24 protein-coding genes and 2 pseudogenes are annotated in these 26,729 nt (G+C 73.2%); 18 read left to right on the plus strand and 8 right to left on the minus strand.

Going from position 1 to position 26,729, the window contains the following annotated elements:
* Positions 1 to 72 precede the first annotated feature (72 nt).
* Positions 73 to 1,326, plus strand: a complete 1,254-nt coding sequence (locus tag AAT21_RS30105; protein ID WP_046780115.1) for an FAD-dependent oxidoreductase — start codon at positions 73 to 75, stop codon at positions 1,324 to 1,326.
* Positions 1,327 to 1,377: 51 nt separating this feature from the next.
* On the opposite strand, the gene AAT21_RS30110 is transcribed toward AAT21_RS30105, so the two are convergent.
* From AAT21_RS30110 to AAT21_RS30130, 5 genes are all read right to left on the minus strand, one after another.
* Complete coding sequence (locus tag AAT21_RS30110; protein WP_046780116.1) at positions 1,378 to 3,102, minus strand: acyl-CoA dehydrogenase family protein; 1,725 nt, start codon at positions 3,100 to 3,102, stop codon at positions 1,378 to 1,380.
* A gap of 88 nt (positions 3,103 to 3,190) precedes the next feature.
* Positions 3,191 to 3,769: a PadR family transcriptional regulator gene (locus AAT21_RS30115; protein ID WP_046780117.1), complete on the minus strand. Its 579-nt coding sequence runs from the start codon at positions 3,767 to 3,769 to the stop codon at positions 3,191 to 3,193.
* A gap of 95 nt (positions 3,770 to 3,864) precedes the next feature.
* A complete protein-coding gene (locus AAT21_RS30120) occupies positions 3,865 to 5,241 on the minus strand; it encodes a carotenoid oxygenase family protein (protein WP_046780118.1) in 1,377 nt (458 codons plus the stop codon).
* A gap of 110 nt (positions 5,242 to 5,351) precedes the next feature.
* Positions 5,352 to 7,397 carry an MFS transporter gene (locus AAT21_RS39775; RefSeq protein ID WP_079026054.1) on the minus strand — a complete coding sequence of 682 codons (2,046 nt, stop codon included), beginning with the start codon at positions 7,395 to 7,397 and terminating at the stop codon, positions 5,352 to 5,354.
* Between the two features lie 91 nt (positions 7,398 to 7,488).
* Entirely contained in the window at positions 7,489 to 8,055 is a 567-nt protein-coding gene (locus AAT21_RS30130; RefSeq protein ID WP_046780119.1) for a TetR/AcrR family transcriptional regulator, read from the minus strand.
* Positions 8,056 to 8,179: 124 nt separating this feature from the next.
* On the opposite strand from AAT21_RS30130, the gene AAT21_RS37825 reads away from it, so the two are divergent.
* The 11 genes from AAT21_RS37825 to AAT21_RS30185 all read left to right on the plus strand — a co-directional run bounded on the left by AAT21_RS37825 (position 8,180) and on the right by AAT21_RS30185 (position 19,368).
* Positions 8,180 to 8,512 (plus strand): hypothetical protein, encoded by a 333-nt coding sequence (locus AAT21_RS37825; protein ID WP_046780120.1) that lies wholly within the window; start codon positions 8,180 to 8,182, stop codon positions 8,510 to 8,512.
* Between the two features lie 826 nt (positions 8,513 to 9,338).
* Entirely contained in the window at positions 9,339 to 11,264 is a 1,926-nt protein-coding gene (locus AAT21_RS34785) for a DUF6777 domain-containing protein (protein ID WP_052758058.1), read from the plus strand.
* A gap of 229 nt (positions 11,265 to 11,493) precedes the next feature.
* A complete protein-coding gene (locus tag AAT21_RS30145; protein ID WP_052758059.1) occupies positions 11,494 to 11,970 on the plus strand; it encodes a hypothetical protein in 477 nt (158 codons plus the stop codon).
* Between the two features lie 87 nt (positions 11,971 to 12,057).
* Positions 12,058 to 12,483 (plus strand): ATP-binding protein, encoded by a 426-nt coding sequence (locus AAT21_RS30150; protein ID WP_046780121.1) that lies wholly within the window; start codon positions 12,058 to 12,060, stop codon positions 12,481 to 12,483.
* A 299-nt stretch (positions 12,484 to 12,782) separates the two neighbouring features.
* Positions 12,783 to 13,385: an ECF RNA polymerase sigma factor SigK gene (sigK, locus tag AAT21_RS30155; protein ID WP_412180355.1), complete on the plus strand. Its 603-nt coding sequence runs from the start codon at positions 12,783 to 12,785 to the stop codon at positions 13,383 to 13,385.
* The gene (locus AAT21_RS30160) at positions 13,382 to 14,134 is read left to right on the plus strand and encodes an anti-sigma factor (RefSeq protein ID WP_046780123.1); all 753 of its coding nucleotides are present in this window, start codon (positions 13,382 to 13,384) and stop codon (positions 14,132 to 14,134) included. Before sigK ends, AAT21_RS30160 begins: the two co-directional genes overlap by 4 nt.
* Positions 14,135 to 14,303: 169 nt before the next feature.
* A complete protein-coding gene (locus tag AAT21_RS30165; RefSeq protein WP_046780124.1) occupies positions 14,304 to 15,569 on the plus strand; it encodes an NAD(P)/FAD-dependent oxidoreductase in 1,266 nt (421 codons plus the stop codon).
* A complete protein-coding gene (locus AAT21_RS39460; RefSeq protein WP_412180357.1) occupies positions 15,563 to 16,312 on the plus strand; it encodes a DUF1365 domain-containing protein in 750 nt (249 codons plus the stop codon). Before AAT21_RS30165 ends, AAT21_RS39460 begins: the two co-directional genes overlap by 7 nt.
* Positions 16,309 to 17,685: a class I SAM-dependent methyltransferase gene (locus AAT21_RS39465; RefSeq protein ID WP_412180356.1), complete on the plus strand. Its 1,377-nt coding sequence runs from the start codon at positions 16,309 to 16,311 to the stop codon at positions 17,683 to 17,685. Before AAT21_RS39460 ends, AAT21_RS39465 begins: the two co-directional genes overlap by 4 nt.
* 79 nt (positions 17,686 to 17,764) lie before the next feature.
* Entirely contained in the window at positions 17,765 to 18,607 is an 843-nt protein-coding gene (locus AAT21_RS30180; protein ID WP_046780126.1) for a DUF1295 domain-containing protein, read from the plus strand.
* Positions 18,608 to 18,678: 71 nt separating this feature from the next.
* A complete protein-coding gene (locus AAT21_RS30185) occupies positions 18,679 to 19,368 on the plus strand; it encodes an alpha/beta hydrolase (RefSeq protein ID WP_046780247.1) in 690 nt (229 codons plus the stop codon).
* On the opposite strand, the pseudogene AAT21_RS39470 reads toward AAT21_RS30185, so the two are convergent.
* Both AAT21_RS39470 and AAT21_RS30190 read right to left on the minus strand, forming a co-directional pair.
* Positions 19,369 to 19,512: pseudogene (locus AAT21_RS39470) on the minus strand (hypothetical protein); the annotation flags it as partial. It lies immediately after the preceding gene.
* 65 nt (positions 19,513 to 19,577) lie between these two features.
* A pseudogene (locus AAT21_RS30190) lies at positions 19,578 to 21,578 on the minus strand (MMPL family transporter); the annotation flags it as partial.
* 326 nt (positions 21,579 to 21,904) lie between these two features.
* On the opposite strand from AAT21_RS30190, the gene AAT21_RS30195 reads away from it, so the two are divergent.
* The 5 genes from AAT21_RS30195 (at position 21,905) to AAT21_RS30215 (ending at position 24,913) form a co-directional block, all read left to right on the plus strand.
* Positions 21,905 to 22,441 carry an SRPBCC family protein gene (locus AAT21_RS30195; protein WP_046780127.1) on the plus strand — a complete coding sequence of 179 codons (537 nt, stop codon included), beginning with the start codon at positions 21,905 to 21,907 and terminating at the stop codon, positions 22,439 to 22,441.
* 662 nt (positions 22,442 to 23,103) lie between these two features.
* Entirely contained in the window at positions 23,104 to 23,379 is a 276-nt protein-coding gene (locus AAT21_RS30200; RefSeq protein WP_046780128.1) for an isoamylase early set domain-containing protein, read from the plus strand.
* A 55-nt stretch (positions 23,380 to 23,434) separates the two neighbouring features.
* On the plus strand, positions 23,435 to 23,839 hold the full coding sequence (locus AAT21_RS30205; protein WP_046780129.1) for a cofilin family protein: 405 nt from the start codon (positions 23,435 to 23,437) through the stop codon (positions 23,837 to 23,839).
* Between the two features lie 76 nt (positions 23,840 to 23,915).
* Positions 23,916 to 24,251, plus strand: a complete 336-nt coding sequence (gene cutA, locus AAT21_RS38500; protein WP_046780130.1) for a divalent-cation tolerance protein CutA — start codon at positions 23,916 to 23,918, stop codon at positions 24,249 to 24,251.
* A complete protein-coding gene (locus AAT21_RS30215; protein WP_046780131.1) occupies positions 24,248 to 24,913 on the plus strand; it encodes a class I SAM-dependent DNA methyltransferase in 666 nt (221 codons plus the stop codon). The genes cutA and AAT21_RS30215 overlap by 4 nt, the downstream gene beginning before the upstream one ends.
* Before the next feature lie 237 nt (positions 24,914 to 25,150).
* Here the strand turns inward: AAT21_RS30215 and AAT21_RS30220 are convergent, their stop codons facing one another.
* Positions 25,151 to 25,942, minus strand: a complete 792-nt coding sequence (locus AAT21_RS30220) for an SDR family NAD(P)-dependent oxidoreductase (protein ID WP_046780132.1) — start codon at positions 25,940 to 25,942, stop codon at positions 25,151 to 25,153.
* 178 nt (positions 25,943 to 26,120) lie between these two features.
* Here AAT21_RS30220 and AAT21_RS30225 point away from each other — a divergent pair, with 178 nt between their 5' ends.
* Positions 26,121 to 26,696: a TetR/AcrR family transcriptional regulator gene (locus AAT21_RS30225; RefSeq protein ID WP_046780248.1), complete on the plus strand. Its 576-nt coding sequence runs from the start codon at positions 26,121 to 26,123 to the stop codon at positions 26,694 to 26,696.
* Positions 26,697 to 26,729: the final 33 nt, after the last annotated feature.

The following is a 26,729-nucleotide window of genomic DNA, read 5'->3' on the forward strand; positions in this document are numbered from 1 at the left end:
GACGGGTCGCCCCGGTGCGGTATACGTCCCCTGGGGATCGATCGCACGGTCTCCGCGAAGGGAGTGGTTGCCGTGGAGCGGACGACCTGCTGCGTGGTGGGCGGCGGCCCGGCCGGAATGGTGCTGGCCCTGCTGCTGGCCCGCGCCGGGGTGGAGGTGACGGTGCTGGAGAAGCACGGCGACTTCCTGCGCGACTTCCGCGGCGACACCGTGCACCCCACCACCTTGTCGCTGCTGGACGACATCGGCCTCGCCGAGCGTTTCGCCCGGCTGCCGCAGCGCCGCGTCACCACGGTGCAGCTGCCCATCGGACCGGACCGGTCCCTGGTCACCGTCGGGAACATCGGCGCCCTGCACGGCACGTACAACTACATCGCCATGGTGCCCCAGTGGGACCTCCTCGACCTCCTCGCCGACGAGGCGCGCCGGGAACCCTCCTTCCATCTGCGCATGGACACCGAGGCGACCGGTTTCCTCATCGAGGGCGGACGGGTGAACGGTGTGCGCCACCGCACCGCGGACGGCGCCACCGGCGAACTCCGGGCCACCCTGACCGTGGCCTGCGACGGCCGCGGCTCACTGGCCAGGGCCCTGCCCGAACTCGGCCTGCAACACTTCCCGTGCCCCATGGACGCCTGGTGGTTCCGCCTGCCGCGGCACGAGGGCGACCCCAGCGGGCTCGTGGGCGGCCTCGGCGACCGGTTCTTCACCGCGCTCATCGACCGCGGCGACTACTGGCAGTGCGCCGCGCTCATCCCCAAGGGAACCGACGCCGAGCGCCGCGCCGAGGGCCTGGAACGCTTCATGACTCGCTTCGCGGAGGCAGCCCCCTGGCTGGCCGACCGGAGCCACGCCGTCACCTCCTGGGACGAGGTGAGACTGCTCGACGTACGACTGGACCGGCTGCGCCGCTGGCACCGGCCCGGTCTGCTGTGCATCGGCGACGCCGCCCACGCGATGTCCCCCGTGGGCGGCATCGGCATCAACCTCGCCGTGCAGGACGCGGTCGCCGCGGCCCGCCACCTCGTGCGCCCGCTGCGCGAGGGCAGGGTGGGACTGTACGACGTACGCCGTGTCCAGTACCGCCGCTGGCCCACCACCGTGGCGACCCAGGGCCTCCAACGCCTGGCCCACGCCCAGATCATCGAGCCCCTGCTCGCCGGCCGTACCGCGTTCGGAGACCCCCGGCGGGCCAAGCGGACGACGGAACTCATCACCGAATCACCCTGGCTGAACCGCGTTCCGGCGTACTTCATCGCCTACGGCGCCCTCCGCGAGCGGCCCCCGGCCGAGTCCCTGCGCCGACCGGCGATCCCGGCGAGGTGACCCGGCGGTCCGCACGACGGGGTCGTGGGGACCGCCGGGGCAGTGGTACGGCTACTGCGCCATCTCGTAGGAGCCGGAGAGGGCCTCGACACGGGCCCAGACGCGGGCCGCGCGGGCCTCGTCGACGACCGGGCGGCGGACGGCCGCCAGTGCCCAGGTCTGCTGCTCCGGCGTGCTGGAGTCCTTGCCGTGCAGTTCCACGGCGTGCTGGGAGAAGTCGCGCACGAGCACCGAGAACAGCTCGTCCAGCACGGACTCGTCCAGGTCCGTCAGACGGGCCTGCTCCAGGATCAGCTGCCCGTGCACGACCAGGGCGAACAGCTGCCCCACGGCGAGGAGGAAGTCCAGATCGCGGCCCTGCGCCTCGTCGGGTGCGATGGTCGCCGCGAACTCCGCCAGCGCGTCGGCCTGTTCGCGGAAACGGGCGACGTTCGGCACGGCGGCATAGGCGTCGTACGCCGGGCGCCAGTCGTGGAATCGGACGGAGCCCAGACCGCGGGCCGGACCCTGCCGGAAGAGGAAGTCGTCGTCGGCCGCGTCGAGGCGTGTCGGTACGGGCTCGTACGCGGCCGGCGCCAGCAGGTGGTTGCGCATGAACTTGAGGATCAGCGCCAGGTTGACGTGGACCGTGCCCTCCAGCTTGGGCAGTCCGCGGATCTCGACGGCGGCCTGGGCGAAGTAGTTGTCCTTCTCGAAGCCCTTGGCGGCGATCACGTCCCACATCAGGTCGATGACCTTCTCGCCCTCCGTCGTGACCTTCATCTTGGTCATCGGGTTGAAGAGCAGGTAACGGCGGTCGTCGGGGCCGGCGGAGCGGAAGTAGTCGACGGCGCGGTCGCTGAACAGCTTCATCCCGACGAGGCGGACGTAGGCGTCGGCCAGCTCCCGGCGGACGTGCGGGAAGGCGGTGACGGGCCGGCCGTAGAGGATCCGGTTGTGCGCGTGGGTGACGGCCTCGTACATCGCGTGCTCGCAGATGCCGATCGAGGCGGTGCACAGGTTGAACTTGCCGACGTTGACGGTGTTGAGCGCGGCGTCGAAGGCGGCACGCCCGGTGTGCAGGACGTCCTCGGCGGAGACCGGGTAGTCCTCCAGGCGGAACTCGCTGACGTACTTGGAGGAGTCGACGACGTTCTTCACGAGCCGGTACGCCGGGTGGCGGCTGTCGGCGGCGAAGAAGACATAGCCGTCGGGGCCCTCGACGTCGGTGCGGCGGCCGAAGACGGAGACCAGACCGGCGGCGTTGCCGTTGCCGATGTAGTACTTGGAGCCGGTGGCGCGGAAGCCGCCGTCGCCGGTGGGCTCCAGCAGCATGTCGGTGGAGTAGATGTCGGCGCCGTGGGTCTTCTCGGACAGACCGAAGGCGAACACCTCGCCCTCCGACAGGAGCTGCGCGGCACGCTCGTGGGCGGCGGCGTTGTCGCTCTGCCAGACGGGGCCGAGGCCGAGGATGGTGACCTGCCAGGCGTACCAGTAGTCGAGGCCGTAGAAGCCGAAGATCTCGTTGAGGGCCGCGATCCGCGCGGTGTCCCAGCGCTTGTCCGGCTCGTCCTCACCGGCAGCGGAGGCCGGGGTCAGGAAGGTCGCGAAGAGCCCCTCCTTGGCGGAGAAGGCGAGGAAGTCGGCCAGCCAGGCGCGGGTGCGGTAGTCCTCGATGATCCGCCGCTTGCCGCGGGCCTCGAACCAGTCGACGGTGGCGCGCAGCAGCCTGCGGGTCTCCGGGTCGAAGTGGGCGGGGTCGTAGGTGTGCGGGTGGAACAGCAGAGGGTCGGACACGGCGGATCACCTTCCGAGGGGTCGTCAGTCGAGGTTCGCGCGGCTGCGCGGAGGGAGGAGAAGAGAGCGAGGGGCGGCCGGTTGCGGCTCAGTCGTTCACGGGCGGCGGCGGCGCTGTCCGGCCGAGCCGGTGGAGGGTGGCCAGTACGTCGTCCAGCCAGGCGATCGTCATCCGCTCCTGCGCGATCCCCCCGCGCAGCACGACGTACTGGAGTTCCTGGCCGGCGTCGAGCGGCGCAGGGGCCTCGGGTCCGGTGAAGTCGCGCAGTTCACCGGCGAGATAGCGGGCGAGGCGGTCCTGGTGGGCCTGCTGGTGCCGTTCGACCTCGCGGATCAGGGAGGCCGGATCGTCGAAGGCGGCCCCGCGGATCTTCACAGCCAGGTCGTGCCGCAGGCTCTCCGGCTCGATCGGCTCGTGCAGCCACTGCGCGAGGGCGGCCCGGCCGGGGGCCGCGGCCGAATACTCCTTCTTGTCCGGCCGGCCCTGCTGCGGGACCGTACGGACGGCGAGCATGCCGTCGCTCTCCATGCGCCCCAGCACCCGGTAGATCTGCTGGTGCGTGGCGGTCCAGAAGTAGCCGATCGACCGCTCGAACCGGCGGGCCAGCTCATAGCCGGAGCCCGGCTTCTCCAGCAGGGAGACGAGGATCGCGTGTTCGAGCGCCATGCCCCGATCCTTCTATGCAACTCGTTGCATAGACAAGCGGCGCCGCCCAGGTGAGACGCGGCTCACCCGGCGCGGCGCCCAGGAGGAGGAGGGGATCAGGCGGCGGTGTCGGGGATCCAGGAGCCGTGGATCATGGCCGGGACCCGGCGCGGCAGGTGGATCGTGGCGACCGGCGGGACCGTCAGATCGGAGGCGTCCAGGACCAGCAGCTGCGAGGCGTCCGCGTACAGATCGCTGACCACCGTCAGCAGGTACCCGGCGTCCTCCTGCGAGGCGCCCGCGCCCTCGGCGGGTACGAACACGGCCTCGCTCGGGAGCCGGCCCGGGGCGAACGGCAGCAGCTGCCGGGCGCCGGTGGTGCGGTCGTACTTGACGAGGGTGTGGGCGGCGGTCCCCAGGTCGTCAGGGAAGGCGAGGGCGTACTGATAGCGGTGCTCGATACCGAGGAACGCCTCGTTGATCGTGGGGAACTCCACGGTGAGGTCGTCGGTCACCTCCTCCTTGACGGATCCGGCCGCCAGGTCGACGGTCCAGCGGGTGCTGCGCGCACCGGAGTTGGGCTCGGCCCCGCGGTCCTCGGCGCCGACCCACCAGTTCCAGGAGCGCCGCCAGCCCTCCCGGCCCACGGTCGGGCCCTCGACGACGACGCGGCCGTACGGGTCCTCGTAGGCGTTGGCGAAGTGCATGCCGTACCCCTGCCCGATCTCGATCCAGCGGATCTCACGGGCCCGGCCGCCGGCCCCCGCCGCGGTGCGCGGCATGACGCCGATCCGGGAGATCTGCTCGTCGTCCCAGCCGTAGGGGATGCCCGAGTGCTCGGTCGGGTCGAAGGTCACGGAGCCCTCCAAGAACACCACGTAGTGCTCGGTGAGGGCGAAGTCGTGCTTGAGCGCGGCGCTCGCGCCCGGTACCTCCTGGCTCTCCAGCACCTTCCCGTCGGCGGAGGCGACGTGGTGGATCAGGTACGGCGGGAAGGGGGAGGAGGCGAAGAAGTGCAGCTCGCCCGTGACCGGGTCCTCCTTGGGGTGGGCGGTCATCGCCGAGGTCAGCCTGCCCCCGAAGTCGTAGGCGCCGACGGTTTCCAGATCCGCCGTCAGCTCGAAGGGCAGGGCCGCTTCGCTCAGGGCGAGGAGCCGGCCGGCGTGTTCGATGACGTGGGTTCCGGCCGTGCTGGCGGTGAGGTCGGGGCCCTTGTCGGTCATGTAGGGGGCGCCGTCGAGGGCGGGGGTGTGGACCCAGCGGTTGCGGTACCACTCGGCGCGGCCGTCGCGGAGCCGGATGCCGTGGACCATGCCGCTGCCCTTGAACCAGTGGGTGGGGGTGATGCCGGGCTTCGGGTTGTGGCTGTTGCGGATGAGGCGGCCGGTCAGCTCGGGCGGGATCGTGCCCTCGACGGTGAGGCCGGTGGCGGTGATCTCGTCGGCCACGGGGGTGTAGTGGCCGGTCAGGTAGGGCTTGGCGGTGTTGCTCATGACGGTCTCCTCGACTCTGGGGCAGGCGGCGGAACGGAACGAAGGGGAAGCGGGGCGGTGCGGGGTGTGGGGTGTGGGGTGTGGGGCTGCGCGGCGCGTGGTGCCCGCGGTCAGTCCCGTCCGGCGGCGGCGCGGGCCTCGGCGTTCGTCACGGCCTTGGCCTCCGCGGCCGCTTCGGCCTCCGCCGTGGTCTTCAGGGCGGCGAGCCAGGCGTCCAGCGACTGCCGGAGCGCCTGTTCCATCTCGGCGCGGCGGGCCTCGACGGGCGCACCGCTCCAGGACTCCTCCGTGCGGACCGTCACGATTCCCGGCGCCGTCTCCCGGAAGGTCCAGACGTGGATGCCGTCGATGCCGTGCGCCGGGCCGCCCCAGACGATCCGCTCGCCGGGAACGATCTGGTGGACGGTGGAGGTGATGTCGAGACCATGGGTGAGCCAGCGGAACGTGGTGCCGGGGGCGAGCGGGCCGGCGTACTCCACCCGGTCCACGTCCGTGTTCCAGTCGGCCCAGGCGGCGATGCCGGTGTGCAGGTCCCAGACGGTGCCGAGCGGGGCGTGCACGGTGGTCTCGACGCGGACGACGACGGGGGCTTCGCTGTCGACGGTGGTGGGGTGCGTGGTCATGGGAGGTGCTCCTTCGGTTTCGGTGGGGTGATCGGCGGGTTCGGGCTTGCGTACCGGCGGGGTTCTGCGGGCGAGCAGCGGGGCGAGTGCCGCCCCGAGGCCCAGGACGGCGGCCGAGAGGAGGAAGGCGCCGCGGTACCCCTCGGTGAGGGCCGCGGCGTGCGGCAGCTCGGCGGGGGCAGGGGCGGAGGCCGCGGCGGTGCGGGCGGCGGCGAACGTGCCCAGTACGGCGAGGCCGACCGCGCCGCCGATCTGGCGGGTGGTGTTGACCAGCCCGCCGGCCAGTCCCGCGTCGGCGGGTTCCACCCCGCCGACGGCCGCCCCGGTGAGCTGTACGAAGGCCACACCGAGGCCGGCTCCGACGAGGAGCACGGGGCCGAGCAGATGGGTGAGGAAGCTGCCGTCGGCCGTGATCCGGGCCAGCCACAGGAACCCGGCGGCCTGGGTCACCAGGCCGGCGAGGAGCGTGCGGTGCGGCCCGATGCGGCGGGTGAGTACGGGCGCCAGGCCGGAGCCGAGCATGTTCGCCGCGGCCAGCGGGAGTTGGGAGAGACCCGCCTCCAGTGGGCCCGCGCCGAGGACCTGTTGCTGGTAGAGGGGGAGGAAGAAGAACAGGCCGACCCAGACCGCGCCGAGCAGCGCCATCAGGAGGTTGGCCGGGCCCACGGCGCCGCGGGTGAGCAGCCTCGACGGCAGGAGCGGGGCGGCATGGCGGCGTTCGACCAGGACGAAGAGGGCGAGCAGGGCCGCCGCCGCGGCGAGGGAACCCAGTACCAGCGGGTCGGTCCAGCTGGATCGGCCCGCGGCCGTGAGCCCGTAGACGAGCGAGACCACGCCGACGGTGACGGTGAGCGACCCGGCCACGTCGAGCCGCGGACGGGGCCCGTCGTCCTCCCCCTTCGGATCGGCCGGTACGAGGTGCACGGTGGCGGCCAGGACCAGCGCCGCGCCGATGCCGGAGGCGTGGAACACCCAGGGCCAGCCGGGGCCTTCGGTGAGGATCCCGCCGAGCAGGACCCCGGCGGCGCCGCCCGCACCGGACACGGCTCCCCAGACCCCGACTGCCTTGGCCCGGGCCGGCCCGGGCGGATGGAGCCGCATGACCAGCGAGAGGGCGGCGGGCGCGATCGCGGCGGCGCCGACGCCCTGGGCCGTGCGGGCGGTGACGAGCATCCAGGGGGCGCTCGCCAGTCCGGCGGCGACGGCCGCCACGGCGAAGAGTGCGAGGCCGGCCGCCAGAACGCGGCGTCGTCCCAGGAGATCGGCGGCACGGCCGCCGAGCAGCAGCAGGGCGCCGAAGGCGAGACCGTACGCGTTGACGACCCAGGACATGCCGGCGTCGGACAGTCCGACCCCGTCGCGCACGGCGGGAAGGGCGACGTTCACGATCGAGGTGCTGAGGGTGACCGCGAACTGGGCGGCGGCCAGGGCCGCGAGGATCGCCGCGGGCTTCGCCGCGGGCTTCACTGCGGGCTGTGCCGTGAGGTTCGCCGCGGGGGAGACGGCCGGGCCGGGGGACGGTGAGGCGTGCATGCGCGTTCTCCTGTGTGTGGTTGACTACTCACTCTTTGGTCGAAAGAAGAGCGGACCGCGCGGGTCCGCCCGCCTGTCGCCTGTCGCCTCGTCAGTAGTGCCGGATGCCGGCCGAGAGCATCCGGGACCAGGGTGCGTCCACCTGGTGCGCGTCCAGCGACACGAGGAGGTGGCAGAGCATGCCCGTGGCGAAGAACTGCTGGACGTCGGCCTCCGCCGCACCCGACGCGCCGCGCACGTACTCCACCATGCGGGCGTACCCGGCGCGCACGGCCTCCCGTACGGCGGCCTCGGAGACGGCCGCCGCCTGGGCGTGGGTGAGGACGAGCAGCAGGTCCTTGTCGGCGATCAGATGGGCGTACGTGTCGCCCATGGTGTCCAGCACCGCCTCGGGGCTACTGCCCTGCGCCTGCGCGGCACCCTCTTCGAGGCTGGCTCGGACCCGCGAGAAGCAGCGCTCGACGACCGCGGTGAACAGCGCCTCCTTGTTCGGGAACAGCCGGTAGACGTAGGCCTGGGAGATCCCGGCGGCCTTGGCGACCTCGGTGGTCGTCGTGCCGAAGTAGCCGCGGGCGGCGAAGGCCCCGATGGCCGTCCGCAGGACGGTCTCACGGCGCTCTTCGGCGGAGGAGAGTTGGCGTCGTCGTTCCGTGTTCATGTGAGTAATAAACCACTCACACATTCGGGTGTCAACAGGGCTCCCACGGTGAGGCCGGATGCTCAGAACGGGTTGAGTATCCCGACTCACGCCGCGCGGGCGCCCGGCACATAGCCTGCCGACCATGAGTTCAGCGAAGCAGCGCATCCCCGAGGCGGACCACGAGGAAGAGCCGCGAACCAGCGGCACGGGATCGCTGGCCCTGGGCATCGGCGCCGTCGCGGCGATCGGCTGCCCGTTCCTGCCCGAGGCGCTTTGGCCCCTGGTCCGCTTCCTGCCGCTGTATTTCGTCCTCCCCGCCGGGATCTGCGCCATCGTCTGGGGACTTCCCGACCTGTGGAGGGCGCGCCGCAGCGGGGTGCCCGGCCCGGTCCGCGCCCGTATCGGTGTCCTCCTCGGCTCGTTGGCCGCCCTGGCACCGCTGGTCTGGCTCCTCCTCTACGTCCGCGTCGGGTGAGACTGGCGGGGTGACCCGCCGCGGGCGAAGTGGAGGGCAGGCGATGGCGTCCCCGGCGCGGTGGCGGCCGCGATGGCCGCCGTCCTGCTCGTGGCCGGCACACCGGCGCCGGGCGCCGGCGGGGACCCCGGGCAGCGCGTGACATCGGCGGCGGCCGCAGCCTGTACCTTCCTTCGGCGGGATGCCGGCCCTGCGGTACGCGCAGGAGCACCCGGATCGCACCTGGGGACGGGTCCTCGTCGACGCGCTGGGGCCGGCGCTGAAGCCCGCGATGGGGGCGGACTGGCCGGCGTACGTCGAAACGCTCCGCCAGGGCCGCGGCCGCGCCTCAGGCGGAGCCGTCGCTGCGGGTCCGTCAGCAGGATCGCCTGTGGGTCCTGTCAAGTCCCGAATGGTCGCGACATGACGCCGCCCGGGTGCGGGGGGCTTACTCGATGGACGGGCTCACACCTCATGTGTGACCCCATCGGTGTCGCCGGTGCATCCGGTCCGCGGCGCCGGTTTCCGAGATTCCCCTCCGGGATGTGGAGGCGTCGACGGCCAGAAGGAGCGAGCGCATGCGAGTCACCATTGTTGTCCCGGTGCCCCGTGTCAGGGGGCGAGTGTCGTGAGTCCTCCGTCATCTTCGTCCGAGCACCCCATGGGCCCGCCGCCCGGTCCGCTGTCGGGGCGGGGTTCGCAGCCGCAGCCCACGCCCGCGCCTGCGCCCGAGGCCCCGCCGCCGATACCCCCACCGCCTCCGTCGTACCCGTCGGGCTCCTTCGAGCCTCCGGCGGACGGCGGGGGCGGTCGGCCCGGGCGCCGCTGGCGTTCGCGCAGGACGCTGGTGAGCGCCGGCACGGCGGCGCTCGTGGTCTCGGCGGTGGTCGTCGGCTTCACCGTGCTCGGCGGCAACACCGCGGCCGGCGGGGAGGTCTTCCTGGAGGCCGCCGCGGCGGCCGGGCCCGATCCGTTCACCCCCTCGACGGCCACGGCGGCGCAGGAGACCGGCGGCGCCGCGTCCGCGACCACCGGGACAGTGCGGGGCGGTACGAGCGGCGCGCGCACCCTGGAGGTCGACGGCGGCCACCCGGGGCTCTACGGAGGTACGCGGAACATCGCGAGCTGCGACGTGGAGAAACAGATCAAGTTCCTCGGGGAACACACGGACAAGGGCGATGCCTTCGCCACCACGCTGGGTGTCCGGCCCACCCGGATCCCGGCCTATCTGCGGTCGCTCACGCCGGTCCGGCTGGGCTGGGACACCCGGGTCACCAACCACGGGTACAAGAACGACGCGCCCACCGGCTACCAGGCGATCCTGCAGGCCGGTACGTCCGTACTGGTCGACGGGCGCGGTGTACCGCGGGTCCGGTGTGCCTGCGGCAACCCCTTGACACCGCCGGTCGCGGTCCGAGGGAAGGCCCGGATCAGCGGACAGGAGTGGTCCTCGTTCCGGTCCGCCGAGCTGGTCGCGGTCAGGCCGGCCGCCAAGCCGGTGAAGGCCGTGACGGTCTACGACCCGAACCGCAAGGCGTGGTACGAGCGCCCGAGCGGTGCGGCGCCGGGGCAGTCCGACCGCGAGGTCGAGCCGCCGCCGGGCCGGACCGCGGCCTCGCCGTACCCGTCCCTGCCGCCGGCCCACGAGGGAACGGTCCGCACGGACCCCGCGCGCCCCGACCCGGCCCCGGGCCGGACCCCTGGCGGGAAGCCGCACGGGGAGCCGGAGAAGGAGCGCCCGGAAAAGCCGACCCCGAGCCAGCACAGGGACCCCGGCCCGAAGCCGGGCAAGGAGCCGGAGAAGGGATCGGGCACGGGCCGGGACAAGGACCCCGCGAACGTGCCGGGGCAGCGGTCAGGAACGGCTCCGGGTGAGCACCCGGACAAGGAGCCGGGGCAGGAACCCGGCTCGGGCAAGCCGCCCGGGTCGGAGCCGCAGGAGCCCGGCGACGCGCCCGACAAGCCCCCCGGCCAGGGCAAGGACCACCCGTCCGGAGACAACCCGGACCAGCCTCCGGGCAAGGGCTCCGGTGACGGCACGGGCGACGGCCCTGCCGACGGTCCCGGCCATGTCCCGGCCAGGCCCCCCGGCCACAAGCCCGACCAGGCCCCGGGCAAGGGTTCCGGCGACAGTCCGGACCAGGGATCCGGTGAGGGCACGGGCCAGACCCCGGGCAGGGCGCCAGGCAAGGGGTCCGGCGACGGCACGGGCCAGGTCCCGGGCAAGGTACCGGGCCGGGAGTCCGGTCAGCCCACGGGCAACGGCTCCGGTGACAGTCCGGGCAAGGGATCCGGCGAGGCTCCGGACCAGAGGCCCGGGCAGGCCCCGGGCAAGGTTCCGGGGGCCCCGGACAAGGCTCCGGACCAGGAGACGGGAAAGGCTTCCGACCAGGGATCCGGCCACGGGTCGGGCCAGGCCCCGGGCAAGGGTTCGGGTGACGGCACGGGCCAGGCTCCCGGGCAGAGGTCCGGCCAGGACACAGGCGAGGCGCCTGGCCAGGGCACCGGCAAGGCGCCCGGTCAGGGCTCGGGCACGGTTCCCGGCAAGGCGCCGGGCCAGGGCACCGTCGAGGCCCCCGGCCAGGGGACCGGCAAGGCTCCCGGCCAGGGGACCGGCAAGGCTTCCGGCCAGGAGGCTGAGCAGGGCGGTACGGGCGGCGGGGACATGCGCCGGCAGCCCCCTCGGCCGGGGAGCGAGCGGCTCCAGGACGCCCCCGTCCAGGGGGGATCCGATGGTTCCGGGGGCCGGGAGGAGCAGCCGTTGCTGAGGTAGCTCGCACGAAACCACTGCCGCCGCCACTCCGGAACCCCGACCCACGACCGTCCGAGCAGGGGCGACAGGGTTCACGGCACGCACTCCGAAGGGACGAGATATGACGCTTTGACTCTCTTGCCAATCCTTCACCCCGCTCGTCACGAATCCGTGGTGACGCTCCAGATGGTGAAGGAGCAGACGAAGCCGAATGCTTGATGAACCAGATGAAAGGGAGGAGGTGAGCCCGATGACCGCTTCGCCGCACATGAAGCGTCTGGTCGTCGGAGTCGCATCCGCCGGGCTGCTGGCTGGTGGCTCGCTGCTCGGCCTGTCCGGTACGGCGAGCGCCGCCCCGACGGCGGCGCCGTCGACGGTGCCCTCGACGCTCACCGGCGACCGTGATCACGACCGTGACCGGGACAACCGCCATGACCGCCAGGACCGCTGGAACCGCCACAACGGCTGGAACCGGTGGGACCGCCACGACCGCTGGGAGCACGATCGGTGCACCTGGGTCAAGGGCCACTGGGCGACCGACAAGTGGAACAAGGGCCACTGGGAACGCACGTGGCACCCCGGCAGCTGGCACCACGGTTACCGCGACCACCACGGCAACTGGCACGACGGCTGGTGGAGCAAGGGCTACTGGAAGCAGCACTGGGTGCCCGGCCACTCGGTGAACCACTGGGTTCCCGGGCACTGGAACTGCCACGACAAGTGGTAGCGCCGACCCGGGCGCGGCGGTGTTCCGGGGCCCGAGCCCCGGAACCACCGCCCGTCCACCCTCCACGATCAGGAACCAGGAATCGTCATGGACGCCGCACTCGCCACCGCACCCCGCACGCGGCCGTCAACCGTCCACCACCCCCTGCCGCCAGGGCCGCAGGCCGCCCGGGAAGCCCGCCGCATGGCGGCGTGGCTGCTCGCCGTCCACCCCGCGGGCTGTCCGCACGACACCGTCGAGGACATCCTCCTCGTCGTCTCCGAACTGACCGCCAACGCCGTCCGGCACGCCAGACCGCCCTACGCGCTCACGTTCAGCGTCGAGCCGGGCCGGGCCGGCATAGCCCTCAGCGACGCCTCCCCCTCACTGCCCGGCCGGCCCGACGCCCGCAATCCCCTCGCGACACGCGGGCGCGGGCTGGGGATCGTCCGGGCCCTCGGCGCCGAACTCTTCGTCAGCCCCGCGCCCTTCGGCAAGCAGGTCATCGCGGTGGTCACCTGGCCCGACCTTTGACCCCCCAGCCCCCGGCCCACCACCCCGCCGACCCGCCGCCCCGCCGCCCCACCCCCCACCTGCGTAGACACGCCGAATTGCTCCGTTTGCCAAAAGTCCGGCCATCCGTACGCACGTCCGCTACGAAGAGGTCTTGGACACACCACACGGCCCCGCTCCCAGGACAAGGACTCGGACCCCATGCGATGGACACCCCGCCCCCGGCCGGCCGCCCCAGGCCGCCCATCCCCCTTGTCACCGCAGTCACCGCAGCCGCCGCAGTCACCGCCGCACACGCGCCCGCAGCCGGAGCCCGCCCGGTGAACCAACCACTCCCGTTCGGGCCCGGTCGTACCGGCCGGGCGAGTCACGCCGGCCGCAGTGACCTCGCCGAGGTCATGGCCGAGGTCGCCCACGGCGACAAACAGGCCTTCTCGCTCCTCTACGACGCCCTCGCACCTCTGGTCTTCGGGATCGTGATCAGGGTCGTACGCGACCGGTCCCAGTCGGAGGAGGTCGCACAGGAGGTGATGATCGATCTGTGGCGGCAGGCCGCCCGCTACCGGTCCGACGCCGGCAGCGTCACCGCGTGGGCGGCGACCATCGCCCACCGGCGGGCCGTCGACCGTGTCCGCTCCGCCCAGGCGTCCGCCGACCGGGAACAGGCCCAGGCCGCCCGCGAGCACCAGACGGCGTTCGACGAGGTCTCCGAGCAGGTCGAGACCCGCCTCGAGAGCGAACAGGTACGCCGCTGCATGCGCGGCCTGACCGAACTCCAGCGCCAGGCCGTGAGCCTGGCCTACTACCGTGGCCTGACCTACCGTGAGGTCGCCGAAGCCCTGCGCACACCGCTGCCGACCATCAAGACACGCATGCGCGACGGGCTGATCCGGCTCCGCGACTGCATGGGGGTGACCACATGAAGCAAGACCACTCCGACCTCCACACCCTCGCCGCCGCCTACGCCCTCAACGCCCTGGACCCGGCCGAGCGGCAGGCGTTCGGCGACCACCTGCCGCAGTGCCAGGCGTGCCGCGAGGAGGTGGCCGAGTTCGAGGCCACCGCCGCGCGCCTGGCGGACGCCGCCGCGCAGAATCCGCCGCCCATGATGAAGCAGCATGTCATGGCCGCCGTCGACGGCGTACGCCAACTGCCCCCGCGCGTCCCCGGCACCACCCAGCCGGCTGGCGCCGGCCGCGCCCTGCGGCGCCGGGCCGTACCCCTCGCGCTGGCCGCCAGCGTGGTGGCGGCCGCGTCGTTCGCCGGTCTGGCCGCCTGGCAGAACCGGCAGAGCGAGCAGTTCCAGGAGCGGGCGCTCCAGGCCGAGCGGCGCCTCGACGACGTCAGCGCCGTCCTGGCCGCGCCCGACGCCCGCACGGCGCACGGCCGGGCCGGCAACGGAGCACTCACCACCGTCGTCGCCTCCGAGCGGCAGAACCGGGCCGTCTTCACCGCCGCCGGGCTGCCCGCCCCCGCCGCGGGCATGACGTACCAGCTGTGGCTCGACCACGACGGCACCATGAGCCCGGCCGGGTTCATCCACCGGGACGGTACGGTCCTCCTCGACGGGAACACCGCCGACGCCGGGGCCGTCGGACTCACGCTCGAACCGGCAGGAGGCTCCCCCCGGCCCACCACCGCCCCCCTGCTCCTGATGGCCCTGCCCACCTGACGACCCACGACGCACCAAGCACGACGCACCAAGCACGACCCACCAAGCACGACGCACGACCCGAGCCGCACGACCCACGACGCATCCGTACCCATCCGCCCGCCCGTCCGCTGCGAAGTACGGGTGAGCGACCGCACCCCGCGGCGCGTCGAACGGCGGGAGTGCTGAGGTGGAACACCGGAAAGCAGCGGTGATCGGCGCCGGGATCGCGGGCCTGACGGCCGCCCACGTCCTGGCGCGCTCGTACGAGGTCACCCTCTACGAGGCCGAAGGCCGCCTTGGCGGCCATGCCCACACCCATGAGCTCACCGGCCCGGACGGGCGGCCCATGGGCGTGGACTCGGGCTTCATCGTGCACAACGAACGCACCTATCCGAACCTGCTGCGGCTCTTCCGCGAGCTGGGAATCTCCACCCAGGACGCCGAGATGAGCATGTCGGTACGGTGCGACGGCTGCGGCCTGGAGTACGCGGGCGCCCGCGGCCCGGCCGGCCTCTTCACCGGCCGGGCCGCGCTGCGGGGCCGCTACCTGGCCCTGCTCGCGCAGGTACCGGTCTTCCACCGCAAGGCCCGACTTCTCCTCGCCGACCCGCCCTCCCACCACGTCACCCTGGGCGACTTCCTCCGGGAAGGCCGGTTCTCCCCGTACTTCGTCAGCCACTTCGCCCTCCCGCTGGTCTCGGCGGTGTGGTCGTGTCCCGCACGCACCGCGCTGTCCTACCCGGCCGCCCACCTCTTCGTCTTCCTCCAGCACCACGGCCTCCTGTCGGTCACGGGCTCCCCGCAGTGGAAGACCGTCACCGGAGGCTCCGCCGCCTACGTCGAGGCCGTGGCCAAGAGCGTGCACCGGGTCCGTACCTCCAGCCCCGTGCAGACCGTCCACCGGGCCGCCCGCGGCTCCGGCGTCTGGATAACCACCGAGAACGGCGCCACCGACGGATACGACGCCGTCGTGATCGCCACCCACCCCGACCAGGCCCTCCGCATGCTCGCCGACCCCACCCCGGACGAACGGCGGCTCCTGGGCGCCTTCACGTACGAGCCCAACCCCACGGTCCTGCACACCGACACCGGCCTCCTGCCCCGCTCGCCCCACGCCCGGGCCTGCTGGAACTACCACCTCCCGGCCTGCGACCCCTCCACCGAGCCGGTCCGCGTCAGCTACGACATGCGCCGCCTGCAGAACCTGCCCGACGGCGCCGACTACGTGGTGACCCTGGGCGCCGACGACCGCGTGGACCCGGGCCGGGTCGTACGCCGGATGCTCTACGAACACCCCGTCTACACGCCCGCCTCGGTCGCCGCGCAGAGGGAACTGCCGCGCCTGAACACGGCCGTGACCGCCTATGCCGGGGCGTGGCACGGCTGGGGCTTCCACGAGGACGGCTGCCGCTCCGGCGCGGCAGCCGCCCGCGCCCTCGGGGTGCGCTGGTGACCGGGGAAGCGGCGCCCGCCGCCGCGCTGTACGAGTGCCTGGTCGTCCACACCCGTACCGCGCCGCTGCGGCACGACGTCCGGCACCGCACCTACCTGTGGTGCGTGGACCTCGACCGGCTCCCGGTCCTGCCCCGCCCGCTGCGCCCGCTCGCCGGGTTCGACCCGCGGGACCACTTCTCGGGCCGCGCCCCCACGATCCGGGCCGGCCTGGAGGAGTTCCTCGCCTCCCGCGACATCGACATCGAAGGCGGACGCGTGGTGATGCTCGCCCACGCCCGCGTCTTCGGATTCGTCTTCAACCCCCTCAGCGTCTACTGGTGCCACGACGCCTCCGGATCCCTGGTCTGTGTCGTCGCGGAGGTCCACAACACCTACGGGCAGCGGCACTGTTACCTCCTGCACCCGGACGCGGGCGGCCGGGCGCGGGCCGAGAAGCGGTTCTACGTCTCGCCGTTCTTCCCCGTCGAGGGCCACTACCGGATGCGGCTGCCCGTGCCCGAGGAACGCCTCGACCTCACCGTGCACCTCGACACCGAGGCCGGGCGGCCGTTCACCGCCACCGTACGGGGGCGCGCCCGCCCCGCCACGGCCCGCGCCCTCCTGCGGGCGGCCGCCCGCAGGCCCTGGTCGACCGCCGCCGTCTGGGCGGGGATCCGCTTCCACGGCATCCGCCTGCTCCTGCGCGGTCTGCCCGTACAGCCCCGCCCCCGGCACACACCGCAGAAGGGAATGGTCCCGTGACCCACCCGGCCACCACGTCCGACCACCAGGTACGGCTGCCCGCCCCCCAGTCCGGGCCCCCGCAGCGGGCGGATCGCGCACGCTGGCCCGACGTGGTCCGGCTCCCGGCGGGCGGCCCGGTCCGGACGGCCGTCGCCGCACACCTGGTCGGCCGGGCGCTGAGGCAGCTTCCACTGGACGTACGCACCGGCGCCGGCACTCGGATCGGATCCGCCACCGCCACCGCCACCGCCACCGGACTCGGACCCGGCACCGGACGCGGATCCGGCACCGGACCCGGACGCGCCGGCGGACCGACGCGGCGTCCGGACCTCACCCTCCACGATCCCGACGCCTTCTTCCGGCGCATCGGCAGCCACGGCCTCATCGGCTTCGGGGAGTCCTACATGGCCGGCGAATGGGACAGCGACGACCTGCCCGGCCTTCTGACCGTCCTCGCCACGCACGTCGACGACCTGGTACCCGGCCCGCTGCGCGGCCTGCGACCGCTGTGGGTCGCCGCCCGGCCCGGCCGTGACCGCAACACCCGGCGCGGCGCACGTGAGAACATCCACCGCCACTACGACCTGTCCAACGACCTGTTCGCCTCCTTCCTCGATCCGACCCTCACGTACTCCTCCGCCGTCTTCACCGGCTTCCCCGCCCGGTTCGAGGACCTCCTCGCGGCCCAGCACCGCAAGATCGACCGCCTTCTCGACCTCGCGCACGTCACGGAGGGGACCGATCTGCTGGAGATCGGCACCGGCTGGGGAGAACTCGCGCTGCGCGCCGCCGCCCGCGGCGCCCGCGTCACCACCCTCACCCTCTCCGCCGAACAGGCCGAACTCGCCCGCACCCGGATCCGCGCCGCCGGGCTCGGCGACCGCGTCGACGTCCGGCTGTGCGACTACCGGGACGTCGAGGGCCGCTACGACGCCGTCGTCAGCGTCGAGATGATCGAGGCAGTCGGCGCCGAGTACTGGCCCTCCTACTTCGCCACCCTGCGCGCGTCGCTCCGCCCCGGCGGGCGCATAGCCCTCCAGTCGATCACCATGGGACACCGGCAGATGCTGAACACCGCCGCCACTCACACCTGGATCAGCAAGTATGTCTTCCCCGGCGGCCTGATCCCCTCCCGCCGCGCCATCACCGAGCACGCGGCGGCGGCCGGCCTGCGCACCGAGTCCGACCTCGGGTTCGCCGAGCACTACGCCCACACGCTGCGCCTGTGGCGGGAACGCTTCACCGCGAGCCGGCAGACCGTCACCGACCTCGGCTTCGACACCGTCTTCCAGCGGCTCTGGGAGTTCTACCTGGCCTACTCGGAAGCCGGCTTCCGCTCCCGCTACCTCGACGTCCGCCAGATCGTCCTCACCGAGAGGAGCCCGCGATGAGGCCTGCCCGGCATACCCCCGTCCCGGCGGCCGGTGCCCGGAGCCCGGCGGGGGACCGGACCCCGGCGGGGGAGCGGTCGTGAACGGCACGGCCTGGGGCGCCCTCGGCACCAACCTCGCGGTCTGCGCGGCCGTCGCGGCGGCCGTACTCCTCGCCGCGTTCGCCGTCGGCACCCGCCTGCGCCTGCACCGCGTCGTCGACATCGCCTGGGGCGTCGCCTTCAGCGCCGTGGCCGCCACCACCTACCTGCTGTCCGCCGGGCACGGAGACCCCGAGAGACGGCTGCTGGTCGCCGCGGCGACCGTCCTGTGGGGACTGCGGCTGTCCGCGCACATCGCATGGCGCTCCCGCGGCCACGGGGAGGACCCGCGCTACGCCGCGCTCCTGGACAAGGCACGGGGCAACCGGACGTGGTACGCGCTGCGCACCGTCTACCTCCTCCAGGCCGCGCTGGTCTGGCTGATCTCCCTGCCCGTCCAGGTCGCCTCGTACGGGGGCGGCCCGGTCGGCTTCCTCGGCGTGCTCGGGCTGATCGTGTGGGCCGCGGGGCTCGGCTTCGAGGCCGTGGGCGACCACCAGCTGGCCCGGTTCAAGGAGGACCCGGCCAACCGGGGCCGCATCATGGACCGGGGTCTGTGGGGCTGGACCCGCCATCCCAACTACTTCGGCGACAGCCTCGTCTGGTGGGGCATCTACCTGCTCGCCTGTACGAGTATGTCGTCGGCCCTCCTGAGCCTGGTCTCCCCGGTCGTCATGACGGCACTGCTGACCGTCGGCAGCGGCAAGCGCCTGCTGGAGAAGCACATGGCGGGCCGTCCCGGCTACGCCGAGTACGCCGCCCGCACCAGCGGATTCCTCCCCCGTCCGCCCTGTCCGCCCCGTCCGCCCCGGCACCCCCGTAACGCAGGAGATGAGACGTGAACCAGCCGCCGTCACCGGAGACCACCGACGACCGAGGCGGCCACGCGGACCGGGAGCGGTCCGAGCCGGCCCTGATACCCGCCCCAGGCCACCGGCTGTCGCCAGGGGCGTCCGCCGCGGTCCTGCTGCTGCACGGCGGCCGGGCGGACGCCCTGCGACCGCCGACCCGGCTGAACCTCCCCGGCCTGCGCATGCGGCCCTTCGCGACGGCCCTCACACGCACCACCACCCACCCCGACGTGCTCGTCGCCCACGTCCGCTACCGCCACCGCGGCTGGAACGGCCGGCATGCCCACCCGGTCGCCGACGCCCGCCGCGCCCTGGACGAACTCCGCGCCGTCGCCGGACCGGTCCCCGTCGTCCTCGTCGGGCACTCCATGGGCGGCCGGGCCGCACTGCGCGCCGCCGACGACCCGCAGGTCCGAGGAGTCGTCGCGCTCGCCCCCTGGTGCCCGCCGGACGAACCCACCGCCCATCTGCGCGCCCGCGCGGTCGTCGCCCTCCACGACGAGAACGACCGCATCACCCGGGCGGCGGACACCTGGTCCTACCTCACGCGCGCCCGAGCGGCCGACGCACGGGTCCACGGGGTCAGGATGACCCGCGGCGGCCACGCCATGATCGGCGACGCCGGTCTGTGGCACCGGATCACCGCCGGAGCCGCCGCGGCGCTCCTCGGCCTCGCCCCGTACCCCGTGGCCCTCGCCGGCCTCGCGGACCCCGCCCCCCACACCATCGGGACGCCGTGGCCGGAGGGATGATCACCGCGCCCGCGCCGCCGGCGCGGTCCGCGGGCCGGATCCCGTACCGGGCCGGCTCAGCGCACTGGGCCACCAGGCGCGCGGGCCGATGTCGATGATGAGCGCCGGTACCAGCAGGGAACGGACGACGAGGGTGTCCAGCAGGACGCCGAAGGCGACGATGAAGGCGATCTGGACGAGGAACGCCAGCGGGATCACCATCAGGGCGNGAGGGTGTCCAGCAGGACGCCGAAGGCGACGATGAAGGCGATCTGGACGAGGAACGCCAGCGGGATCACCATCAGGGCGGCGAACGTCGCGGCGAGGACGACACCGGCGGACGTGATGACGCCGCCCGTGGTGACGAGCCCCCGCAGCACACCCTCACGGGTGCCCAGGGCGAGGCTCTCCTCGCGTACGCGGGACATCAGGAAGATGTTGTAGTCGACGCCGAGCGCGACCAGGAAGACGAACCCGTAGAGCGGCACGGACGCGTCCGTGCCGCTGAAGCCCAGCAGGTGCCCGAAGACCAGCGCGGACACCCCCAGCGTCGCGAGGAAGTTCAGCGCCACCGTCGCCACCAGCAGGACGGGCACGAGCACGGAACGCAGGAGCGCGACGAGGATCAGCAGGATGATGCCGAGTACGACGGGGACGATCACGGTGCGGTCGCGGGCCGAGGTCTGCTGGGTGTCGAACTGCTGGGCCGTGTAACCGCCGACCAGCGCGTCCGCCCCGGCCACCGCGTGCACACGCTCCCGCAGCTCCTGCACCGTCCGCTTCGCGGCCTCGCTGTCGGCCGCCGCCTCCAGCGTGGCGTCCAGCCGGACGCGTCCGTCCACGACCAGCGGAGTCCCCGTGCCCGGCCGTCCGCCACTCGCGGTGACGGGCACGACCGTGGCAACACCGTCCGTGCCCTCGGCCGCCGCCCGTACCTCCGCGGCCCGGTCGGCGGCCGCGATGACGACGGCCGGATTGCCCGAGCCGCCGGGGAAGTGCCGGGCGAGGGTCTGCTGGGCGCCGACCGAGGGCGCGTCATTGACGAAGATCTCGTCCAGCGGCACGCCCTTGGACGACAGCGCGGGGGAGAAGCCGGCGAGCACCACCAGCAGGACGGAGGTGGACACCCACACGCGTCGCGGCGACCGGTCGATCAGGTCCGCGATACGGCGCCACACCCGGTGGCCCTCGGCCGAGGCGTCGGCGTCGGCCGGCCCGGGTACGCCGGGCCAGTAGGCGGTGCGGCCCAGCAGGACCAGGACGGCGGGCAGGAAGGTCAGGGAACTCAGCACCGCGCACACGATCCCGATCGCGCCGACCGGCCCGAGGGCCCGGTTGTTCGTCAGATCGCTCGCCAGCAGCGCCAGCAGCCCCAGGGCCACGGTCGCCGCACTGGCGGTCACCGCCCCGGCCGACCGACGCACGGCGGCCAGCGCCGCGTCCGCCCGGTCGCCCCGTACCGCGAGCTCCTCACGGAAACGCGCCGCGACGAGCAGGGCGTAGTCGGTGGAAGCCCCGATCACCAGGATCGACAGGATCCCCTGCACCTGCCCGTCCACGCGGACGGCACCCCGGTCGGCCAGCGCGTACACCACCGCGCAGGCCAGGCCCAGCGCGAACACCGCACTCACGATGATCACCAGGGGCAGCAGCACGCTGCGGTAGACCAGCAGCAGGATCAGCAGCACCGCCCCGAGGGCCACCCCCACCAGCAGCCCGTCGATGCCCGCGAACGCGTCGGACAGGTCCGCCTGGGTGGCCGCCGGGCCGGCGATCCCGACCGCGGTGCCCGGCACCCGCTGCGCTGCTTCCCGGACCTCGTCCAGGACCGCCGGGAGTTCCTCGCCCAGGTCGGGTGCGAGCGGTACGACGGACTGGACGGCGAGCCCGTCGGCGGACACGACGGCCGGTGAGGGCGGGGCGGTGATCCCCGGCCGTCCGGCGAGGTCCCCGACGGCCCGCGCGGCGGCCTCCTGCTGCCCGGCGCTCACCTGGGCCCCGTTCGCCGTCCACACCACGATGGCCGGGACGGACTGCGCCCCCTCGAACGCCTTCCGGGCCTCGATGACCTTCGTCGACTCGGCGCTGCGCGGCAGGAAGGCCGCCTGGTCGTTCGTGGCGACCTCGCCCAGCTTCCCCGCGTACGGGCCGAGCGTCCCGCCGATGCCGAGCCAGACGACCAGCAACGCGAGCGGAACGATCCAGCGGGCCCAGCGCGGTGCGTTTCTCAAAGCGAATCCCTTGGCCATGACGTGTGTGTCGGACGGTGAAGAGCATCCATGCCGAGGGCCCCGACGGCTGCGGCCCCTCGCCCCCACTTCCGGCGCAGGACCCGATTGGGTTGCAGTTCTCCGTACGAATCACCGCGGGCTCGGCCCCCCGGGAACGTCCGGCCCGGCGCGGCACGGCCGACGACCTCGCACGGGCGACGCGGGTTTGATCGGCAAGATCCGAAAGAGACGACCTGGTAGTGGCGAGACTCACCCACCCTGTCGTATCCCCACCGCTGCCGGGCGGGGCGGCGGCCGCTACCGTCGTGCGCCGAGGAGGGAGCCCTATGCCCCGCACGTTCAGCGTCCATGACACCGTCGTCGTCGCGGCCGACCCGTCGACGGTCTACCAGCACGTCTCCGACCCCGCCCTCATGGGCCGTTGGAGTCCGGAGAACCTGGGTGCGACCCTGGCCGAGGGACCCGGCACGGCGACCCGCCCCGGGATGGTCTTCGACGGCCGCAACAAGCGCGGTCCGTTCCGCTGGACCACCCGGTGCACGGTGACTGCCGCCGAACCGGGCGAGGTCTTCCGGTTCAAGGTCCACGCCATAGGACTGCGCCGCCCGTGGCTGCGTGGCCCGATCGCCACCTGGGAGTATCGTTTCGCCGCCGTGCCGGGGGGCACCGAGGTGACGGAGACGTGGACCGACGACCGCCGCGCCTGGCCCGACCCGGTGGCCAACGCGTTCGACAGGATCGCGACGAAGGGGCACACCTTCGCCGAGTTCCAGCGGAAGAACATCCGGACCACCCTGCGCAACCTGAAGGCGCAACTGGAGGCCCACCCCACCGCCGCACCCGGCTCGGCCGACATCCGGTGACGCGAGCGGGACCGGTCCGCCGCGCGGCGGACCGCCCGCGCGGCCGGAGCGAGCTCACCCGGACAGCTCGGCCCGCCACGCGCGCGGCCACTGCCCCGGCGGCGCGGGAGCCCCTTCGATGCCGAGGTCGCGCCGCGCACTCTCGTAGAAGGCGTCGCGCGGCGGGACTCCGCGTCCGCGAGCAGGGGCAGGCCCTCGGCCGGCGCCCGCGGATCGACCACGTCCGAGTAGCCGAGGCAGGCGGCGTACGTCTCGAAGCGCTTCTCGTCCCACCGCTCCCGGCGTTGCCGTGTCCACCGCCGGCGCTCGGTCAGGGTCTGCACGGCGTAGGAGCCGAGCGAACCGGCCACGACGCCCATGAGCGCGGGCAGTTGACCGAGCAGTGCCACAGTTCCTCCCCGAACCGTACGCCTGGTGCCGCGTTCGGCCTCTGCCGCGCCACACAGCTCCAGCTCCTACCCGGATTCGGCGCCGAGCACAGCCGTTCGATCCGGCCACGCGTGCCACGGCCGTCGCACCTGCCGCCGGGCTCGCCCGGGTCAGCCGGGCGGCCAGTCGGGTGACTTCTGGCCACCGCGCGGCCCGGTACCGCCGCACCGCACGGGCGTCGGCGTGAGGATGCACGGGCCGGTTCCCCGTTCCTCCACGGCTGGAGTCATTCAGTGCTCGAACGCAAGCAGCTCAAGGGCCGCACGCAGGTCACCTTCATCCTCCCCGAGGGAACTCCGGACGGCCCGGTCAGCGTCGTCGGGGACTTCAACCACTGGAACCCCGCCGCGCACCCCCTGGAGTCCCGCGGCGACGGCACCCGCGCCGCTACCGTCGCACTGCCCGCCCGCAGCGCCCACTCGTTCCGCTACCTCGCCGCAGGCGACTACTGGTTCGACGACGAGCACGCCGACGGCCACGACGGCGCCAACAGCCGCGTCCACACCTGACGGCGGACGCTCCCTGCGCCGCCCCGGCCCGACCAGTACCGAGGGGTGTGATCCCGTGAGCAGCCCGACCGGCCTGTCGGAGGAAGGCCTCGCCGCCGTCCGGCACCTGAGGGAGCTGCGGGAGATCAACACCGTGATCCTCCGCCTGCCGGACTCCCCGGATGCCGACCTGTTCCCGGAGCTGGAGGGCAACCTGACCCATGACGAGCTGGTGCAGGCACTGCCCTCCGACGAGCCCCGGCTGGTCGTCCACGTGCTGTCCTTCGCCAGCCCGGAAGGCACCCGGAGGAACGAGCTCCTGCTGATCTTCTGGATGCCGCCGGCGGCCGGTGAGCTGGAGGAGGCCTACGCGGCCGGCTTCTCCACCCTGAAGGAGCAGCTCGCCGACGTCCACGTCCACCTCACCGCCAGGCGCGCGGACCAGCTGGCGTACCGAAGGCTGGTGGCCCTGGCCGGCTGAGAGACCCGCTGAATGCCGTGCTGCGCAGGCGAGTTCCGGCAGTAGGGTGGGGGCCTACCGATCGAGGAGGACCGGCGTGGCGGGCATAGTGATCGCGCGGACGACCGTGAACGACGAGGCGAAGGCCTACGAGATCGCGCAGGGCGCGGTGGAGGCCAGGCTGTCGGCCGCCGCCGACGTCGAGGCGCGGATGACGCTCTTTCACTGGGACAACGGGACTCTGCGACACGAACGCGGCTACCGGGTCTCCTTCACGACGGCCACGGAGCGGGTCGCGGACCTTGAGGCATGGGTGCACGAGCGGCACCCGTACCGCGTGCCCCAGTGGATCGTGCTCCCCGCCGCCGGGACCACGGAGGGATACCTCGCCCGGGTGGTGAAGGAGACCGCCTCGGGCCGGTACTCCTCGTGACCGAACGCCCCGCGCACCTCCGGGCGACGTCCGACGCCTACGACGCGGTCGTCGCCCTCTACGCGGATCTCGCCCGCGACTGGCTCGACGGCGTCCCGCTGGACCGCTCGGTCATCGCCGCGTTCGCCGACCTCGCGCGGACCGGCGGCGGGCCCGTGGCCGAGCTGGGATGCGGTCCGGGATACGTCACGGCGCACCTGCGCGACCTGGGGCTCGACGTCTTCGGCGTCGACCTCTCGCCCGGCATGGTCGACTTCGCCCGCGCGACCCACCCCGGCCTGCGCTTTCGCATCGGGTCGATGGACGCCCTGGATCTGGCCGACGGCGCGCTCGGCGGCATCGTGTCCTGGTACTCGGTGATCCACGCCCCACCGGCGGAACTGCCCGCCTACTTCGCGGAGTTCCGCCGGGTGCTGGCCCCGGGAGGGACGCTCCTGCTGGCTTTCTTCGAGGCCGAGGGCGGTCCGGTGACGGCGTTCGACCACAAGGTCACGACCGCCTACCGATGGCCGGTCGACGACCTCGCGGAGATGGCCCGCGAGGCCGGGTTCGCGGAGATCGGGCGGATGCTCCGGGAGCCCGGCAGTGAGGAGCGCTTCCGCCGCGGCCACCTCCTGATGCGGGCGGGGGACCCCGGTACCGGCGACCGGACGCGAGCCTGAGCCAGGCCGCGCGCGCGGCCGTGCCCCGCGGCCTCCGGGCGGTGGGCCGGTGAAAACCACGGGCCCCGGCGGGCCCGGCCCCGTACCCGTTGCTCGGACCGTGTTCGCCCGGCACAGCAGTGCTCTCCGTTTGCGGGGGGACGGCATGGAGGCGCGGGGGCCGGCGGCGGGGCCACGGGTGAGTGCCGTCCAGCGGTGTCCTGTCCGGCCGGGGGGATCCCGGCCGGACAGGCACCCCTACCGGCGTGAGCGCTGGGCGTCGACGATCTGCCGCACGGAGCCGTCGACGTCCATCCGGGCCTGGATCCGCTCGGCGAAGCCGGGGAACTGCCCGGCTATGGCGCTGAGTACCCGCAGTTCCGGCGGCGCGACGTTGACCTCGCACAGGTCCCGGCGGACCGCCCGGACGACGCCGTCGGCCACCTGGCTCGGCGTGACCGTCCGGATGCCGTTCGGGGTGGTGGCACCGGTGGCCGCGAACATCCCGGCGTCGCGGACGAAGCCGGGCTGGACCAGGGACACCCCCACGCCCGTGCCCCTGAGCTCCTGGCGCAGGGCGAGGGCGAACCCGCGCAGCCCGAACTTCGTGGCGTTGTACAGGGAGGTCGACTTGGTCGCCGCCTTGCCGGAGATGGAGCCGACCAGCACGATGTGGCCGCGGCCGCGGGCCACCATGTGTTCGGCGAGCAGCCGGGACAGCAGCACGGGCGCCCGCAGGTTCACGTCGAGGGCGCGGTCGAGTTGCTCCTCCGTGTAGTCCAGGAGGTCGCCGCTGGCGGGCAGGGCGGCGTTCGCGACGAGGACGTCCGTGTCGGCGCAGGTCTCGGCGAGACGTACGACGTCGGACCGGACGGCCAGGTCGGCGACCACGGCCCGGGCCCCGCAGGCGTCCGCGGCGGCCGTGAGGGCGGCTTCCTGCCGGCCGGTGACGGTGAGACGTGTCCCCTCCGCGGTCAGGCGTCCGGCCAGGGCGGAGCCGATACCTCCGGTGGCTCCGGTCAGCAGAACGTTCGATCCGGACATCTTCACGACGACTCCCGTACGGCGTAGCGGCGTTGCGACGGTCTTCACCTGTTCGTTCGAACGAACAGTATCGAACAGTAGGGACCGCCGCGTTGCTTGTCCACACCCCGGCCGGCTCCGGCCGGCCCCGGCCACCGGGGCCCCGCAGGGGAGAACACGGAGGTCCATGGGGCAGAATGCGAACATGCCCGACGCATCCGCCACCCGCCAGAGCATTATCGACGCCGTACTGCGGATCATCGGGCAGGACGGCATCGCGGCCGTCACCAACCGGCGGATCGCCAAGGAGGCCGAGGTCTCCCTCGGCTCCGTCACCTACCACTTCGCCACCCAGCACGAGCTGCTGCGCGAGAGCCTGCTGCACTTCGTGGCCGAGGAGACCCGGCACTTCACGGCGCTCGCCGACGAATGCTCCGGCGAGCACTTCGACATCGGCCAGGCGGCCGAGGTGGTGGCGCAGGTCGCGGGCGGCAACGCCTTCGACAGCCGCCACATCGCGCCCTTCGAGCTGTACGTCCAGGCCGGCCGTGACGAACGGCTGCGGACCGCCGCAGCCGAGTGCTTCGCCGCCTACGACCTGCTGGCCGCCCGGATCCTGACCCAACTGGGCGTGCCGGACCCCGAACGCCTGGCCGGCGTGGCCGTGGCCCTCGTCTTCGGCCAGCAGTTGCGCCGACTGGCCACCGGCGCCCCCGCCGAGGAACTCGTCGACACCCTGCTGATCCTCACCACGTTCACCCCGGCGTCGCCCCAGGCGTGAAGCGTGCCGCTCCGGTGGCGCGGCCGTGCCCCG

The organism is Streptomyces yangpuensis (assembly GCF_001005295.1).
In the GTDB taxonomy this organism is placed as follows: domain Bacteria; phylum Actinomycetota; class Actinomycetes; order Streptomycetales; family Streptomycetaceae; genus Streptomyces; species Streptomyces yangpuensis.